General features: G+C 73.7%; 10 protein-coding genes. 5 read left to right on the top strand and 5 right to left on the bottom strand.

Annotated elements, in window-relative coordinates; all coding sequences use genetic code 11:
* Positions 1-36: 36 nt before the first annotated feature.
* A complete protein-coding gene (locus tag AC3EUV_RS29700) occupies positions 37-597 on the bottom strand; it encodes a MarR family winged helix-turn-helix transcriptional regulator (RefSeq protein WP_398827958.1) in 561 nt (186 codons plus the stop codon).
* 186 nt (positions 598-783) lie between these two features.
* Here AC3EUV_RS29700 and AC3EUV_RS29695 point away from each other — a divergent pair, with 186 nt between their 5' ends.
* Positions 784-2,082 carry an MFS transporter gene (locus AC3EUV_RS29695; protein ID WP_432144414.1) on the top strand — a complete coding sequence of 433 codons (1,299 nt, stop codon included), beginning with the start codon at positions 784-786 and terminating at the stop codon, positions 2,080-2,082.
* An 81-nt stretch (positions 2,083-2,163) separates the two neighbouring features.
* Here AC3EUV_RS29695 and AC3EUV_RS29690 read toward each other — a convergent pair whose 3' ends face one another.
* Both AC3EUV_RS29690 and AC3EUV_RS29685 read right to left on the bottom strand, forming a co-directional pair.
* Positions 2,164-3,969: an ATP-binding SpoIIE family protein phosphatase gene (locus tag AC3EUV_RS29690; RefSeq protein WP_435604267.1), complete on the bottom strand. Its 1,806-nt coding sequence runs from the start codon at positions 3,967-3,969 to the stop codon at positions 2,164-2,166.
* Positions 3,970-4,280: 311 nt separating this feature from the next.
* Positions 4,281-5,660: an NAD(P)/FAD-dependent oxidoreductase gene (locus AC3EUV_RS29685; protein ID WP_435604271.1), complete on the bottom strand. Its 1,380-nt coding sequence runs from the start codon at positions 5,658-5,660 to the stop codon at positions 4,281-4,283.
* A gap of 447 nt (positions 5,661-6,107) precedes the next feature.
* Here AC3EUV_RS29685 and AC3EUV_RS29680 point away from each other — a divergent pair, with 447 nt between their 5' ends.
* Positions 6,108-6,968 carry a TetR/AcrR family transcriptional regulator gene (locus tag AC3EUV_RS29680; RefSeq protein WP_435604266.1) on the top strand — a complete coding sequence of 287 codons (861 nt, stop codon included), beginning with the start codon at positions 6,108-6,110 and terminating at the stop codon, positions 6,966-6,968.
* Positions 6,969-7,289: 321 nt separating this feature from the next.
* Positions 7,290-9,305, top strand: coding sequence for a sigma-70 family RNA polymerase sigma factor (locus tag AC3EUV_RS29675; RefSeq protein WP_435604265.1), 2,016 nt, complete (start codon positions 7,290-7,292; stop codon positions 9,303-9,305).
* A gap of 99 nt (positions 9,306-9,404) precedes the next feature.
* On the opposite strand, the gene AC3EUV_RS29670 is transcribed toward AC3EUV_RS29675, so the two are convergent.
* Positions 9,405-11,486, bottom strand: coding sequence for an asparagine synthase-related protein (locus tag AC3EUV_RS29670; protein WP_435604264.1), 2,082 nt, complete (start codon positions 11,484-11,486; stop codon positions 9,405-9,407).
* A gap of 810 nt (positions 11,487-12,296) precedes the next feature.
* Between AC3EUV_RS29670 and AC3EUV_RS29665 the strand changes: the two genes are divergently transcribed.
* Together AC3EUV_RS29665 and lhgO are read left to right on the top strand one after the other, a co-directional pair.
* Positions 12,297-13,745, top strand: coding sequence for an NsdA family TPR-like regulatory protein (locus tag AC3EUV_RS29665; RefSeq protein ID WP_018092687.1), 1,449 nt, complete (start codon positions 12,297-12,299; stop codon positions 13,743-13,745).
* Between the two features lie 277 nt (positions 13,746-14,022).
* The gene (gene lhgO / locus AC3EUV_RS29660) at positions 14,023-15,234 is read left to right on the top strand and encodes an L-2-hydroxyglutarate oxidase (RefSeq protein ID WP_435604263.1); all 1,212 of its coding nucleotides are present in this window, start codon (positions 14,023-14,025) and stop codon (positions 15,232-15,234) included.
* A 96-nt stretch (positions 15,235-15,330) separates the two neighbouring features.
* On the opposite strand, the gene AC3EUV_RS29655 is transcribed toward lhgO, so the two are convergent.
* On the bottom strand, positions 15,331-16,593 hold the full coding sequence (locus AC3EUV_RS29655) for an outer membrane protein assembly factor BamB family protein (RefSeq protein WP_435604262.1): 1,263 nt from the start codon (positions 16,591-16,593) through the stop codon (positions 15,331-15,333).
* Between the last annotated feature and the right edge of the window lie 179 nt (positions 16,594-16,772).

The following is a 16,772-nucleotide window of genomic DNA, read 5'->3' as shown; positions in this document are numbered from 1 at the left end:
AACACTACGGATGGGGGTAGGCCGTGTCAACTCGCGTCAGTCAAGGTCACTCAGACGCCCGTCGGCGTCCGGCTGGGCGTCCTCGACGCGGCGCAGGAGGCGGGTCAATACCTGGCCGAGGAGCTGGCGTTCCTCGCCGGAGAGGTCCTGGAGGAGGTCCTCTTCGAAGACGGAGGCCAGGCGCATCGCCTCGAGCCACTTCTCGCGACCCTCGTGGGTCAGCTCGACGATGACGCGGACGCGGTTGTTCTCGTCGCGCTCCCGGGTGACCAGGCCCTCGCTCGCCATGCGGTCGATGCGATGCGTCATGGCCGCCGGCGTGAGGCCGAGGCGTTTGGCGAGTTCGCCGGGGCCCAATTGGTAGGGGGCTCCGGAGACGACGAGGGCCTTGAGGACCTCCCATTCGGCGTTGCTCAGGCCGAGCGTGGAGGTCTGTCGTCCGTAGGCGACGTTCATCCGTCGGTTGAGGCGCTGGAGTGCGGAGACGACCTGCTCCACCTGGGGGTCGAGGTCCTGGAATTCGCGCTGGTAGGCGGCGATCTGTTCCTCGAGGCTCGGCTCGGCAGCGTCGGCGGCCGCATCGGAGGGCTCAGGCATGCGGCGCAGTATGGCATGGAAGTCATTGGCGTTGAAGTTCTTCGACGTGTAGTCTTTAACTTCGAACTTTAGAGTTGAAGTCTTCAGGGTGAGACTGTCCGGGCTCGGACCGGTCTCGCCCTGGCGTCTGTCCGGCTCCCTGGTTCTCCCCTTGTTCGACTGACGACCTGACCTAGGTAGGTGAGTGTGACCACCGCGATGGGCGCCGCGTTGCGCCGGATCCAGCTCGGGAACGCGCTGAGTGCGTTCGGGAACGGCTTCACCGTTCCGTATCTGTACGTCTATGTGGCGAAGGTGCGGGATCTTGGTGCGAGCACGGCCGGTGTGGTGCTGGCGATGCTGGCGGTGGCCGCATTGGTCGTCCTGCCGCTGACCGGTCGGGCGATCGACCGGCGCGGACCGCTGCCGGTGGCGATCGCCGGTACGGTCTCCGCCGCCGTCGGTGCCCTGGGTCTGGGGCTGTCCGCCACGGAGCCGCTGGTCATCGCGTCGGCCATCGCGCTCGGTGCGGGGATCGCGGTCATTCAGCCGGCGCTCGCGACGATGATCGTGTGGTGCTCGACGACGCTGACCCGGTCGCGGGCGTTCGCCACCCAGTTCTTCCTGAACAACCTGGGACTGGGTGTCGGCGGGCTGGTCGGCGGGCTGCTCGTCGACGAGACGCACGCGTCGAGCTTTGTGCGGCTGTTCGCGATCGAGGCCGTGATGTTCCTGGTGCTCGGTGCTGCGGTGGCGACCGTACGGCTGCCGCGGGGGCCGAAGGTCGAGGACCCGGTGCCGACCGAGGAGCGGGCCAAGGGTGCCTGGCGGGCGATGTTCGCCGACCGCCGGATGGTGTGGCTGTGCGTACTGGGCTTTGTGCTGTTCTTCGCCTGCTACGGGCAGTTCGAGTCGGGGCTGGCGGCGTATGCCACCGAGGTCACCCGGATCGCGCCGGCGAGCCTGGGCATCGCGCTCGCGGCCAATACGGCGGCGATCGTGGTGGCGCAGTTCGTGGTGCTGAAGCTGGTCGAGGGTCGTCGGCGCAGCCGGGTGATGGCGCTGGTGGGGATGGTCTGGACGGTGGCATGGATCGCCGCCGGGGTGTCCGGGCTGGTGCACGGCGCGCAGATGGTGGCGACGACGCTGCTGATCTCGACGTATGCGCTGTTCGGGATAGGTGAGTCGATGCTGTCGCCGACGGTGGCTCCGCTGGTGGCCGATCTGGCGCCGTCCTCGCTGATCGGCCAGTACAACTCGGCGTTCGCCCTGGTCAAGCAGCTGGCGCTGGCGGTTGGTCCGGCGGTGGGTGCGCTGATGGTGGGGCACGGGATGTACGCGGCGTACATCGGGATGCTGGTGCTCTGCGCGCTGGGGATCACCGGGCTGTCGCTGTGGCTGGGCCGGATGCTGGGGCCGGCGCAGGACAATCCGCACCGCGCGGTGGCGGCGGTGCCGGCGGCGCGGGTGCCGGCCGAGGCGGAAGCCGTGGCCTGCGGCGCCTGAGCACGCGTCCGGTGCCGTGAGAGTGCCGCTCCTGTATGCCGCCGGCCCCGGTCCTCTGCGACCGGGGCCGGCGGCGTTCGGCTATCCGCGGGGCAGGGCGAATTCGCACCAGACGGCCTTGCCGCCGCCCGGGGTGCGGCGGGAGCCCCAGGACGAGGCAATGGTGGCGACGATGGAGATACCCCGGCCGGCCTCGTCGGCGGGTTCGGCGCGGCGGCGGCGCGGGAGATGGTCGTCGCCGTCGGTGACCTCGACGATCAGCCGGCGGTCCGTGCGGCGCAGGCGCAGCCGCATCGGCGGGGTGCCGTGCTGGAGGGAGTTGGCGACCAGTTCGCTGGCGGCCAGCACTCCGAGGTCGTGCAGCTCGGGCGGGAAGCGCCAGGAGGCGAGGACGCCGGAGGCGAAGGCGCGGGCGCGCGGGGCCGCTTCGGTGCCGCCGTGGAGTTCGAGGGCGGCGTTGTGGAACAGCTCGGCGTCATGGCCGGTGCGGGCGGGGTGCTGGAGGACGAGGATGGCGACATCGTCGTCATGGGTGGCCGTGATGCCCAGGGAGCGCAGCAGGCGGTCGCAGACGATGTCGGGGGCGCCGGCCGCGCCGGCGAAGGCGCGCTCCAGGGCCTCGACGCCGTGGTCGATGTCCTTGTCGCGGCGCTCGACGAGGCCGTCCGTGTAGAGGACGGCGCTGCTGCCGGGGCCGAGCGGGACCGATCCGGAGGTGTGCAGCCAGCCGCCGGTCCCCAGGGGCGGGCCGGTCGGTTCGGCGGCGCGGCGGACCGTGCCGTCGGGGTCGCGGACGAGGATGGGCAGATGGCCGGCCGAGGCGTAGACCAGGCGGCCCTCGTTCGGGTCGTGGACGGCGTAGACGCAGGTGGCGATCTGGCTGGCGTCGATCTCGGCGGCCAGGCCGTCCAGGAGCTGGAGGACCTCGTGGGGCGGGAGGTCGAGGCGGGCGTAGGCGCGGACCGCGGTGCGCAGCTGGCCCATGACGGCGGCGGCGCGCACCCCGCGGCCCATGACATCGCCGATGACCAGGGCCGTACGGCCGGCGCCGAGGGTGATGACGTCGTACCAGTCGCCGCCGACCGCGGCGTCCGTGCCGCCGGGCTGGTAGGTGGCGGCGACGCACAGGTCGTCGGGCTGCTCCAGTTCCTGGGGCAGCAGGGAGCGCTGGAGGGTGACCGCGGCCTCGCGCTGGCGAGCCTCGCTGGCCCGCAGCCGTTCGGCGGACTCGATCTGGTCGGTGACCTCGGCGCCGAAGACCAGGACGCCCTTGTGCGGGGCGACGCAGGCGACCTCGGGGTCGGGGGCCGGGCCGCTGGCGGCGACCTCGATCGGGGTGCAGGTGAAGGTGTAGTAGCCGTCGCGGGTGCGGTCGCCGCCGGCGCCGCCGGGGACCTTGCGGGACTTGACCGTGCGCGGTTTGCCGCTGCGCAGGACCTGGTCCATCAGCGGGAGCAGGCCGAGGGCGTCGAGCTCGGGGAGGGCTTCGCGGGCGGTGTGGCCGGCCGGGCGTGGGCCGAAGACGGCGGCGTAGGCGCCGTTCACATAGGCGAGGCGGTGCTCGGGGCCGTAGACGACGGCGACCAGGGCCGGGATGGTGCCGAGGATGTCGTGGACGGACAGGGCGTCGACGGTGGGCGGCAGGGTCGCGGGGGTGCGGTCCTGGGTGGGGGCCGGATCGGTGTGTTCGGCGCGGGCCGCGGGGACCGAGCCGGTGGTGGCGGCAGTCGGGGCGGATGGTGCGCCGTCGGCTGCCTCGGGCACGGCGGACGGGGCCGGGGCCGTGGTGGGCGGGACGGCCGGGGTGCCGGACGCGGGGCGGTCGGACCGGGCGGCGGCGCGCCGCTGTGTGCCGGGGAGTTTGGCGCTCCAGCGCGTGAAGATCACGGAGGGGTACCTCTTACTTCGCGTTGTCGCGCGGGATCGGGCCGTCGGCATGGCGGGATCTCCCGGCAGGGGGCCGGGGGACGGTCGGCTGGGGACACTCTCGGCGCCCTTTTGCGGAATGCAGCAAACGTCCAGAATCCTCGTGATTGTCACTCTTTGCAGATACGAGCCCACCCATGGTCACACGTCCAGTGTGGCCGACCGGACGGACATCCGTCAGACGCCGGGGTGGCGCTGTGGAGTTCCGCACTCCGGAACATCCGGCCCCTCCAGGGCTGACGGCAGGTCAACTCTTGTGGGGGTACGGCGCGTCAGCTCGCTTCGTTGTGCCGTCCGGTTCCCGCGGCGAGTTCGAACTCGGCGCGCGGGTTCTCCAGCGAGCCGAGCGAGACGATCTCGCGTTTGAACAGGCCCGCGAGGGTCCATTCGGCGAGCACCCGCGCCTTGCGGTTGAAGGTCGGCACCCGGCTGAGGTGGTAGACGCGGTGCATGAACCACGCGGGGTAGCCCTTCAGCTTGCGCCCGTAGATGTGCGCGACGCCCTTGTGCAGGCCGAGCGAGGCCACCGAGCCGGCGTACTTGTGCGCGTAGTCGACGATCGGGCCGCCGCGCACCGCCGCCGCGAGGTTCTCGGCGAGGACCTTGGACTGGCGGACGGCGTGCTGGGCGTTGGGGGCGCACAGGGTGCGGGGTTCGTCGGGGCCGGACGGCGGTGCGGCCGTGAGGTCGGGGACCGCGGCGGCGTCCCCGGCGGACCAGGCGTGTTCGGCGCCGTCCACCTGGAGCGCGGGGGTGCACAGGAGGCGGCCGTGGCCGTTGAGCGGCAGTTTGGTCGCGGCCAGGATGGGGTGCGGTTTGACGCCCGCGGTCCACACCAGGGTCCGGGTCGGGAAGCGGGAGCCGTCGCTGAGCTGGGCGACATGCTTCTCACAGGAGTCCAGCCGGGTCTCCAGCCGGACGTCGATATTGCGGGCCCGCAGCTCACGGACGGCATAGCGGCCCATCTCCGGGCCCACTTCGGGCAGGATCCGGTTCGTCGCCTCGACCAGGATCCACTTCATGTCCTCCGGCTGGATGTTGTGGTAGTAGCGGACGGCGTAGCGGGCCATGTCCTCCAGTTCGGCCAGCGCCTCCACGCCCGCGTAGCCGCCGCCGACGAAGACGAAGGTCAGCGCGGCATCGCGGACGGCGGGGTCGCGGGTGGAGGAGGCGATGTCGAGCTGGCCGAGGACGTGGTTGCGCAGTCCGATGGCTTCCTCGACGGTCTTGAAACCGATGCCGACGTCGGCCAGGCCGGGGACGGGCAGGGCGCGCGAGACCGAGCCGGGCGCGAGGACCAGTTCGTCGTACGCCACCTCGATGGCGCCGCCGCCGGTCTCCTCCGCGGCCAGGGTGGTGATGGTCGCCCGGCGGTCGTCGTGGTCGATGGCGGTGACCTCGCCGATGACGACCTTGCACTGCGGCAGCACCCGGCGCAGCGGTACGACGACATGGCGCGGGGAGATCGAACCGGCCGCGGCCTCGGGCAGAAACGGCTGGTACGTCATATACGGCTCGGGGTCGACCACGAGGACCTCGACGGTGCCCTGCCGCAGTTCCTGCTTCAGCTTCCGTTGCAATCGCAGGGCGGTATACATCCCCACGTAGCCACCGCCGACCACGAGAATGCGCGTCACGTCTTCCGAAGACACAGTCTTCACAGAGGTTCTCCTCGCGGCGTCGACCAGGCCCCGGGACAGCACCGAACCGCAAGCCGGCCGGGCGCGCGGACGGCTTCGGGAGCTGCACCCCCGGGAAAGCACAGCACTGTTCCATGACGCACCCCCGGAGCGCCTTTGTCCACAGGCCCGTCGAAATGTATGACCGGGCGCCGCCCTGGGGACGGAAGCACGCATTCCGCGTGCGCGGGCCGAGGTGCGCTGGTCAGGGGGTGGGTGGCGGCGGAAGAGCGGGGGCGTAATCGGGGCGGATCAGGCACCTTGGGCCGATCGGGGGGCGCATTGTGCGGAACGCCCCCTTCATTCTTGACCCGAGCTCAACTATGTTCGTATCTCGTTGGGGTGCACCCTCTCGTCGGTACGCCCCGACTGTCAGGGCGGGGAGTCTCCGGGGGGAGACGTCATTACCGGGGGATCAATATGCACATTCAGGGCTCTCAATGGTCGGCCACCGTCGCTGTGGCTCATGCCTCCGACGGCGCCGGGAGCGGTAGCGAGCACAACAGACCCCAGAGCAACGGCACCGCGGTGACCAACGGTGCCGGCACGGGGACGGGCGGCCGGAGCACTCCGCTTCGGGTGGACGCCCAGCGCAATCTGGAGCACGTACTGCGGGCCGCACGCGAGGTGTTCGGCGAGCTGGGGTACGGCGCTCCCATGGAGGACGTGGCGCGGCGGGCCCGCGTCGGAGTCGGCACGGTCTACCGCCGGTTCCCGAGCAAGGACGTACTGGTCCGCCGGATAGCCGAGGAGGAGACCTCGCGGCTGACGGAGCAGGCGCATACGGCGCTGGGCCAGGAGGACGACCCGTGGTCGGCGCTGTCCCGCTTCCTGCGGACGTCGGTCGCCTCGGGTGCCGGACGGCTGCTGCCGCCGGGCATTCTGCGGGCGAGCGCGGCCGGCCGGGCCGGGGGTCCGGCGGCGGAGGCCGCGGACGGGCCCCGGATGCCGGACGGCCTGAGCGAGGCGCGGGTACCGCAGCAGCGCACGGCGCCCGGCGCGGACGGGGCGTCCGCGGAGCTCCGGCCGGCCGAGGCCGCGCCGGCCGCCACCACCGCCGAGGAGACCGCCGGGGCCGACGCGCTGCTGGAGGTCGTCGGGCGGCTCGTGGAGCGTGCCAGGGCGGCCGGGGAGCTGCGCGCCGATGTGACGGTCTCGGACATCCTTTTAGTGATCGCCACGGGAGCGCCGACGCTGCCCGATCCCGGGCAGCAGCAGGCCGCGTCCGCGCGGCTGCTGGAGATTCTGCTGGAGGGGCTGCGCTCGCGCCCGGCCGGCTGAGGACCGGCGGCCGACGCCGTCCGGGTGGGCCCGACCGTGGGGTCCACCGGGCGGCGCCGGACCGCGGAACGGTGCCGTCCGCGGATCGCGGCGGCGCCTGTCCGCACGCCGTCCGGTCACCACGCACGACAGGACCCGTACGAGGTCCGCGCACGGTATCGGCCGTCTGCGCGGCATGGCCCGTACGGGTGAACGCCCGTGCGGTCGTTTGCGTGTGCACCCCGGACGGGTGGCGGGCCGCCAGGCCCCGCGACCGCCGGGATCCGGTGTGGCACGCTTACGCGGTATTCCGTTGGGACAGCGGCTTCGGGAGCCTCGGCAATGGGTGTTGACGGGCGGGACGGGCGGCGCGACGGCGACGCCGGGGTGGGCGAGCGGGAAGCGCCGCGGTCCGGGCAGGTCCCCGGCCAGGGCGGTCCGTTGGGGGCGACTCCCCCGGCCGGGCGGCACGAGGGCGCGGAGGTCCCGGCGGACGCGGGGCCCGGTGTGCCGCCGCAGCGGGAGCCCCGCGACGCGGGCCCGGCCACCGGCTCAGAGGACCGCGAACTCCCGCCGTCCGACGCCCAGTTGCTCTCCGACCTGCGGGCCGGCGACGACAGCGCGTACGAGGAGATGTACCGCCGGCACGCCGACGCGGTCCGGCGCTACGCCCGCAGCTGCTGCCGGGACGCGCACACCGCGGAGGATCTGACCGGCGAGGTCTTCGCCCGCACGCTCCAGGCGGTGCGCGGCGGGGCGGGCCCGGAGTCCGCGGTGCGCGCCTATCTGCTGACGACCGTCCGCCGGGTGGCCGCCTCCTGGGCGCAGACCGCGCGGCGGGAGCAACTGGTGGAGGACTTCGCGGTGTTCGCGGTGTCCTCGGACGGTGCGCCGGAGGACGACGCCACCCTGGACCTGGGCGCGGATGTGCGGGCCATGCAGGAGGCCGAGCGGTCGATGGCCGTACGGGCGTTCCGCAGTCTGCCGGAGCGCTATCAGACGGTGCTGTGGCACACCACGGTCGAGGACGAGTCGCCGAGCGAGGTCGCCCCGCTGCTCGGGCTGACCGCGAACGCCACCGCCGTATTGGCGCACCGCGCCCGCGAGGGCCTCAAGCAGGCGTATCTCCAGGCGCATGTCAGCCAGTCGCTGACCGACGGCGGCGACTGCGCCCGGTATGCCGACCGGCTCGGCGCCTATGCCCGCGGCGGGCTGCGGATGCGGGCCGAACGGGGGCTGCGCCGGCACCTGGAGACCTGTCCCCGGTGCCGGCTGGCCGCGCTGGAGGTCGCGGACGTCAATCAGCACATCGGTGCGCTGCTGCCGGTCGCGTTCCTCGGCTGGTGCGCCGCCGGGTACGCCGTCAAGACGGCGGTGGCGGGTGGCGCGGGGGTGGCGGCCGGTGCGGCCGCGGCCACCGGGAGCGGCGGTTCCGGTACGACGGGAGGCGCCGGTAACGCCGTCGGCAAGGGGCTGAGCGGGGCGGTCAAGGCCGGGATCGGGGCCGGGGCGGCGGCGGTGGTGGCGGGCGCGACGCTGTCGCTGGCGCTGACCGCTTCGCCGAAGCCGGCGCCGGAGCCGGAAGCGCGGGCCCAGGCGCCGCGGCCGGCCGCGTCCGCACCCCAGCGGCCGGCGCCCCGCTCGTCGCACCCCGGGCTGCCACCGGCGGGCGGCGCCGCCCCCGCGCCGAAGGCCACGGCGCAGCAGCCGGCCCCGGACCGGACGCGGGGCCCGCGGCCGACGCCCACCCCGAAGGCGACCCCACCGAAGGCGACTACACCGGAGCCGACGCGCGCGCCCACCTTGCCCTCGACGCCGGCCCCGCCCACCTCGCCCTCGACGCCGGCCCCGCCCACCCCGCCATCGACGCCGAGCCACCGGCCCACCCCGCCGAAGCCCACCCCGAAGCCGCCGCTGCCCGCCCCGGCCGCCTACCGGGTCAATGCGCTCCCCTTCGACTTCATGGGCGACGGCAGCGGGCCGGCGGTGCGCACCCTGGCGAGCAGCTGGCTGTGGCAGCGGCAGTCACCGCAGATCGCCGGGACCACGTATGCGCACGGGGTGAGCGTGCACGGGCGGTCCTCGGTGACCATCGACCTCAACCGCCGGTGCACCGCCTTTGACGCCGTGGCGGGCGTGGACGACCTCAGTGCGGGGCCGGCCGCGGTCCGCTTCTCCGTCTATGCGGACGATGTGCCGCTGTGGCAGTCGGGGGCGGTACGCGGCGGGGAGCGGGCCGTACCGGTGCATGTCTCGCTGACGGGCCGTCAGACGCTGCGGCTGGTGACCGATCCGGCGAACCCCGTGGGTGCGGTCGCGCTGGCGGACTGGGCGCAGTCCACGATCATGTGCCGCTGAGGCGCCGGCGGGCACGTCGGGCACCGCGGGTGGCGGGCCGGGTCACCCGGCCGGCCCCGTGCCCCCGTCGCCCCGCTCAGCCCAGCCGCGCCCGTGCTCTCAGCCCAGCCGCGCCCGTGGCACCACGCCGCCCGCGACCGCCTTCTGGCGCGGTGCCCCGGCCCCCGTCCAGCACGTCCCGCGCCGGGCCACCAGCCGCCGCAACCACAGCTCCGTGGAGACGAGTTCGGCCAGTCCGTCCAGCGGCAGCGGCGCGCCCTCGGCCGCCGACCGCAGTGCCTTGCGGACCACCCGCGCCTCCACCAGCCCCGCGTCGGCCAGCAGCGGGGTGTCGAAGAGCCGCACCAGGTCGCCGACGGCGCCGCGCAGCCCGGCGCGTACCGCGGCCGCGTGGCTGAGCTGCGAGGGGGCGCCCCATCCGGGCGGCAGGTCCCGGACGCCGGCTCCGGCCAGTACGGAGCGCAGCACCGCGGCCCGGGCCCCCGGCTGTACCCGCAGGGTGTCCGGCAGGGCTCGGCAGGCGAGCACCACCTGGTTGTCGAGGAACGGGGCGTGCAGCCGCTGGTTGCGGACCTCGGCGGCCTGCTCGAAGACGCGGTGGTCGGCGGCCTGGCGGGCCAGCGCGGCACGGGCGCGGCGCTCGCCGGGCCGGCCCACGGCGGGCGAGCGGTGCGCCGCGTCGCTCAGCCGAACCGATACTTCAGCCAGCGCCTCCCCCGTGAGCCAGCGCGCCGCGGGCCCCGGCCGGCACCAGGCGAGCGCGGCCAGTGAGGCGTCCACGGCGCCGCCGGCCACCGGCTCGTCGGCGAATTGCCGCTCCAGGAGGCGGCGCGCCGTGTCGGCGATACCAGCCGCGTACGGCATACGGGCGAGCTTGCGGGCCGCGCGGTAGACGGTGAAGGGCACGAGGACGGAATGCGCCAGGGCGCCGTCCGCTTTGGCCAGCGCGGTGACCGGGCGCAGCAGATGGCGTCGGCGGCGGTCCATGAGGAGGTCGGCGAGCCGAGCCGGGTGGGCGTCGAGGACCTGGCGGGCGCCGTGTCCGACGAAGTGGTCCGCGCTGCCGGCCAGCAGCCGTCGGCGGTGGCGGCCCGCGGTGGTGAGGGAGGGCCCCGGCTCGTCCGTGAGCGGACCGCTGCCGAGGTCCGCATACGGGAGGGCCTCTTCGCCGGCCGCGACGACGACGTGGTGCAGCCGTGGATTGTCGGCGAGGGTGCGGGCGCGCTCCAACTCGGCGTCGTGGCCGGTCTGTCCGTCATGGGTGGCACGGTCGTTGAAGGTGACGGCCAGGAGGCGTTCGCCGTGGCCGTTGAGCCTTCCTGGCCGGCCGGGGAGACCGGCGGCCAGCAGGGCGAGGGTTGCGGAGGCGCTCCCTCCGGAGAGGTCGGCGCCGATGCCGGGAGCCGGGGCACCGCGCGCCGCGCGCCGCTCGGCGGGGCCCATGCCGGGCACCGGGCCGGGGTCGAGGCCGTCGCGCCCGTCCGGATCGGGGGCGTGCCGGGGTCCGGCCAGCCGGGCGCGGACGGCCTCGACCAGAGCGTCGCGGACGCCCTCCACCGCCTGTTCCGGGGCGAGTTGGGGCGCGGCGACGGCGAGCGAGGCGGTCGGTTCGAAGGAGGTGATGTCGCCGGCGCCGCCGCGCAGTACCAGGGCGTGGCCGGGCGGGATCCGGCGGACGCCTTCGTACGGTGTGCCGGCCCCGAGCGCCTCGGGGAGGTCCGGGCAGGCCAGCAGCGCGGCGAGGTGGCCGATGTCGAGGCCGGCCTCGACGAGGTCGGCGAGCGGGAGGGCGGCGGTGGCGTAGGCGGTGCCACCGGCCCAGGGGGTGTGGAAAACGGGGCGGGCGCCGGCCAGGTCGCCGGTGACGGTGATCCGCCGCCCAACCTGGACGACGGCGGTGTAACTGCCGGGCCAGGCCGTGAGATGCCGCAGTGCGCCGCCGCGCGCCGCGAACAGGCCCACCTTCAGCTGGTCGTCGGTGGCGCCGCAGACGCCGAAGACCGCGAGCCGGGTCCCGGGGTCCGCCTGGACGACCCGGACCTCGTCCGGCCGCCAGTCGCCGACCGCCCAGAGGGGATCGGGGCCGTCCCAGAGGAGTTGGGCGCCTACGGGGAGGACTGCGGGGCTCTCGTCGCCGGCCGGCCCCGTGGCGGCACTGCTCCACCCCACCAACCAGCGCATGGCCGCCTCCACCCGATTCCCCGTGCGCCGGGGCCAACGGCCGCCCCGTCAGCGGATCGCCCGGCCGTCCCGAGCTGTTGTGCGGACCATGCTGCCATGACAGTGGCGCGGGAGAGGTGGTGGAGCGGGCCTGTATACGGGCAGTTCGCCGGGCGCACGGGTAAGACGGGCCGTCGGCGGGCCCGGAGAGGGGCACGGACGCACCGTGGGAGCGGGCCGGGAGTGGACCGGCGGACGCGGCGGAGTGCCGGCGGGAGGGCCGCGCGACCGGCCCGGCGGCACTCCCGTACGCCGGGCGCGGGCACTCCGCCGCCATCGGCCCCGGAAGGCCCCCCGTGTGGCCCCCGAGGCGGCTCCGTGCGTGCGGCGGCGTGAAATCATCACCCGTCGACTTTCGGCCAAACTCCGTTCCATTCAGCCCAGTTGACACCTTCGGGCGCGATGTCAACCGTCGCCCCAACGGGCCGGCGCCCGGTTCTCGCGACGGCCCGGGAGGCGGGCTGCGCCCCCCGGACCGGACCGTCACCCGCGGGGAATGAGGTGACGGTATCCCCCAGCCCACTGGATCCAGTGCAGCGGGCCGACCCACGCAGAAGACATGGAAGCGCCCACGAAAGCGGGCGGCCAGCGCGCACGGACGGGCGCACGGGCACACGTACCCGGAGCACATGCCAATTCCCGCACCCCTGTTTGAACACGAATCTCGCCATCCGGGACACCGACTCTTAACGGTCGGGATCCGGCGAACTACTCTGGGTGGACGCATGCCCCGGGGTACCGGGGCGGCCGTCGCTGTGTCGAGGGGTGCGCATGTCCAGGGATATACGCGGGCCGAACGAAAAGCTTGGCACCGTTCTCGCCCTCGCGGGTATCAGCAATGCCGGACTGGCGCGCCGGGTCAACGACCTCGGTGCGCAGCGCGGACTGACGCTTCGTTATGACAAGACGTCGGTGGCGCGCTGGGTCTCCAAGGGCATGGTGCCCCAAGGCGCCGCGCCCCATTTGATCGCGTCGGCGATCGGCAGCAAGCTCGGCCGGCCGGTCCCGCTGCACGAGATCGGGCTGGCCGACGCGGACCCGGCACCCGAGGTCGGTCTGGCATTTCCCCGCGATGTGGGCGCCGCGGTGCGGTCCGCGACCGAGCTCTACCGTCTCGATCTGGCCGGACGGCGGGCCGGCGGGGGCGGCATCTGGCAGAGCCTGGCCGGATCCTTCGCCGTCAGCGCGTACGCCACCCCTGCCTCGCGCTGGCTGATATCCCCGGCCGACAGTTCGGTGGCGCGGGAGGCGGCCGAGGCCCGGGACAAGGACGCCGCGGCGGCCGGTGACGCCGGGATTCCGCAGCACGTCGGCCACAGCGACGTCAGCAAACTGCGGGAGGCGGCCGAGGACGCGCGCCGCTGGGACTCCAAGTACGGGGGCGGTGACTGGCGTTCATCCATGGTGCCGGAGTGCCTCCGGGTGGACGCGGCCCCGTTACTTCTCGCCTCGTACAGCGACGAAGTGGGCCGTGCGTTGTTCGGCGCGACCTCCGAACTCACCCGGCTCGCGGGGTGGATGGCCTTCGACACGGGCCAGCAGGAGGCCGCGCAGCGCTACTACATCCAGGCGCTGCGGCTCGCCCGCGCGGCCGCCGATGTCCCGTTGGGCGGCTATGTCCTGGCCTCGATGTCCCTCCAGGCGACCTACCGCGGCTTCGCCGACGAGGGCGTCGACCTCGCCCAGGCCGCCCTGGAACGCAACCGGGGACTGGCCACGGCCCGGACCATGAGCTTCTTCCGGCTGGTCGAGGCGCGGGCGCAGGCCAAGGCCGGCGAGGCGCGCGCCTGTGAGGTGGCGCTGAAGGCCTCCGAGGGCTGGCTGGAGCGCTCCCGCGGCGGCGACCCCGACCCCTCGTGGCTGGACTTCTACTCGTACGAGCGCTTCGCCGCCGACGCCGCCGAGTGCTACCGCGATCTGCGGCTGCCCCGTCAGGTCCGCCGCTTCACCGAGCAGGCGCTGTCCCGGCCCACCGAGGAATTCGTCCGCTCCCACGGGCTGCGCCTCGTGGTGTCCGCGGTCGCCGAACTGGAGTCCGGCAATCTGGACGCGGCCTGCGCGGCGGGCACCCGCGCGGTCGAGGTGGCCGGACGGATCTCCTCCGCCCGCACCACCGAGTACGTCCGCGATCTGCTGCACCGCCTGGAGCCGTACGGCGACGAGCCCCGGGTGGTCGAGCTGCGGGAGCGGGCGAGACCGCTGCTGGCGGCGCCGGCTTAGCGGCTTGTCGGGGCGGCTTGGCGGCCGGGTCGCGGCTTGGCGGCCTGGCCGGGCGGGATGGAGCGGCACGGAGCCGGCTTGGGACCGGCTCCGGAACCGGCTCGGAGCGGCTCGCCCGGCCAGACGGGCCGCTCCCGGCCCGGCCGGGATCATGCCCCTCGGGAGCCGTCCGATCGGCATTGTCAGTGCCGGCCGTCATGATGGGATACGTCGTCGGCGATGATGCGCAGGTCTGTGGCGACGGGCCGGCCTGCGGTCATGCGGTTGGGGAGGTGCAGTGGCGGCGTACGACTGCGAGGTGCTGGTGATCGGTGCCGGCATCGTCGGACTCTCTACGGCGTACGCGATCACGCGTGCCGCGCCCGGCACGCGGGTGGTCGTCCTGGAGAAGGAGTCCGGCCCGGCCCGCCATCAGACCGGGCGCAACAGCGGCGTGATCCACAGCGGCATCTATTACCCGCCCGGTTCGCTCAAGGCCCGCTTCGCCCTCCAGGGCTCGGCCGAGATGGTCAAGTTCTGCACCGAGCACGAGATCCCGCACGAGGTCACCGGCAAGCTGATCGTCGCCACCGACCGCAGTGAGCTGCCGCGGCTGCACGGCCTCATCCAGCGCGGCCGGGAGCACGGCCTGCCGGTGCGCGAGCTGGGCCCCGCCCAGATAGCCGAGTACGAACCCGAGGTGCGCGGCCTGGCCGCCATCCATGTCGGCACGACCGGCGTCTGCGACTTCGGCGCCGTCGCCCGCCGCTTCGCCCACCTCGCCCAGGACGCCGGCGCCCGCATCCGGTACGGCTCCGAGGTGACGGCCATCGGCCGCCGCCCCGGCCGGGTGGCGGTCCGTACGTCCGACGGCACGGTCCACCGCGCCCGCGCCCTGGTCAACTGCGCCGGTCTGCACAGCGACCGGATCGCCCGGCTGGCCGGCGACGCCCCGGGCATGCGGATCGTCCCGTTCCGCGGCGAGTACTTCACCCTCGCCCCGGACCGCGCCTCCCTGGTCCGCGGCCTGGTCTACCCGGTCCCCGACCCGGCCTTCCCCTTCCTCGGTGTGCATCTGACCCGCGGCATCGACGGCGCCGTGCACATCGGCCCGAACGCCGTCCCCGCCCTGGCCCGCGAGGGCTACGACTGGCGCACCCTCCACCCCGCCGAGCTGGCCGGCACCCTCGCCTACCCGGGCTCCTGGCGGATAGCCCGCCGCCACTGGCGCTACGGCGCCGGCGAGCTGCACCGTTCGCTGTCCCGGCGCGCCTTCACCGACGCGGTCCGCCGCCTGCTCCCGGCCGCCCGCGAGGAGGATCTGCGCCCCTCCCCGGCTGGCGTCCGCGCCCAGGCCGTCCTCCCCGACGGCACCCTCGTCGACGACTTCCTCTTCGCCGACTCCCCGGGCATGATCCACGTCCTCAACGCCCCGTCCCCGGCCGCGACGGCTTCCCTGCCCATCGGGCGCGAGGTGGCACGGAAGGTGCTGGGGATAGTCGGGGTGTGAAGCCCGTAACGCGACCGGCTCCCGGCCTTCCGCTCGTCCCGGAAACCGGGAGAACGGAGCGGCCGGGAGCCGGGAGCGCCCGCGTGTCAGGGGCCGTCAGCTGACCGGTGCCTTGAACGCCTGAATGCTGGACTTGTCGTGGCTGAGGCCCTCGCCCTGGATGAAGAGCGTGTTGGTGTGTCCGTCCCAGGCCAGCGACATGAGGTCCGGGGAGCCCAGGGCGTGCTTCGGGTCGTAGACCGTGCCCAGCACCTTTTCCTTGCCGTCACGCACACCGATCGAGACCAGCACCGGGTCCTGGCCGGGGGTGCCGGTGTCCGGCGCGTCGGTCACCGCGATCAGCCCGTCGGTGTCCAGAGCGGCGGACGCCGAGGAGCGCTTCTTCCACAGCAGTTCGCCGGTCTTCAGGTCCACGGCGGCGATGCCACCCGAGCCGTAGCCGGAGATCAGGACCTGCTCGTCCTCGTCGACGAAGGTGTCGCGGGGCTCGAGGCTCAGGTCCTTCAGCTCATCCGAGAGCTTGAACGTCTTGGCCGGCTTCCCTTCCTCGGTGTAGGTGGAAAGGGTGCCCTCGGCGTCGATCACGTTGGCTTCTTCACTCATGCGGATCGTCAGCGGCCGGTCGGACAGGATCTGCCCGACCGCCCGGCCGTCGCCCGTGACCGTCGAGTGGATGCCGCTGTACTCCAGGTCCTGGAGGGCCAGTTGCTTCTTCGGCTTCGCGTCGGAGCAGTCACTCCCCACGGCCCGGTACTGCGGGCTCAGCCCCACCGTGGTGGTGCAGTCGTGGCCACGCGCGGTCAGCTCCCAGACCTTCGCACCTCCGGTGATGGTGAAACCGGCGTACGTCTGCCCGATCGCGACGGCGACGACCTTGGAGTTCACCACCATTTGCGGGCTGTCCTCGGTGCTCCCGCCGCCCTTGAGGTTCTTCGACCAGAGCGTGCGCCCGGTGTCCGTGTCGATCACGGAGAGGAAGGAGCAGTCGTCGCCGCCCGCGTCGAAGACCACGGCGCCGACGCCGTCGTCGCTCGCGCTCTTGGACATGGCGCAGACCTCGCCCGCGCCCTTGGGCGTCTTGACCGTCCACTGCTTCTTGCCGGTCTTGCGGTTGTAGGCCCGGACGCCCTGGCCGTCCCCGTAGACGATGTCGTCGTTGTTGAACCACATCGAGCGCAGGTTGTTCTCGCCCTGCCCCTCGCGCTCGGACGCGGGCGACGGTGCCTCCCACAGCCGCTGCATGGCATTCGCGGGCCGGCTCGCGGCCGGGGTGGCGGAGTCGTCCGCCGTGAAGAGGAAGTACCCGCCGACCCCGGCGCCGATCAGCACGACCATCACGATGGCCAGGATGAGCGGCACGGGAACCCCGCTGCGCCCCGGGCCGGGGGGCTGCCCCGGCCCGCCCGGGAACGGCGCCGCCGTGGGCCCCCCGGGAAACGGCGGCTGCCCCGGGAACTGCCCAGGTGCCTGACCCTGCTGCGGGTACGGCGGCTGCTGGCCACCCGCGTAGCCCTGCGGAGGCGGCCCCTGCGGCTGGC

It is taken from the genome of Streptomyces sp. bgisy130 (assembly GCF_057708345.1).
The sequence above is the reverse complement of the archived record's forward strand: the minus strand, read 5'-3'. Positions and strand labels throughout refer to the sequence as shown.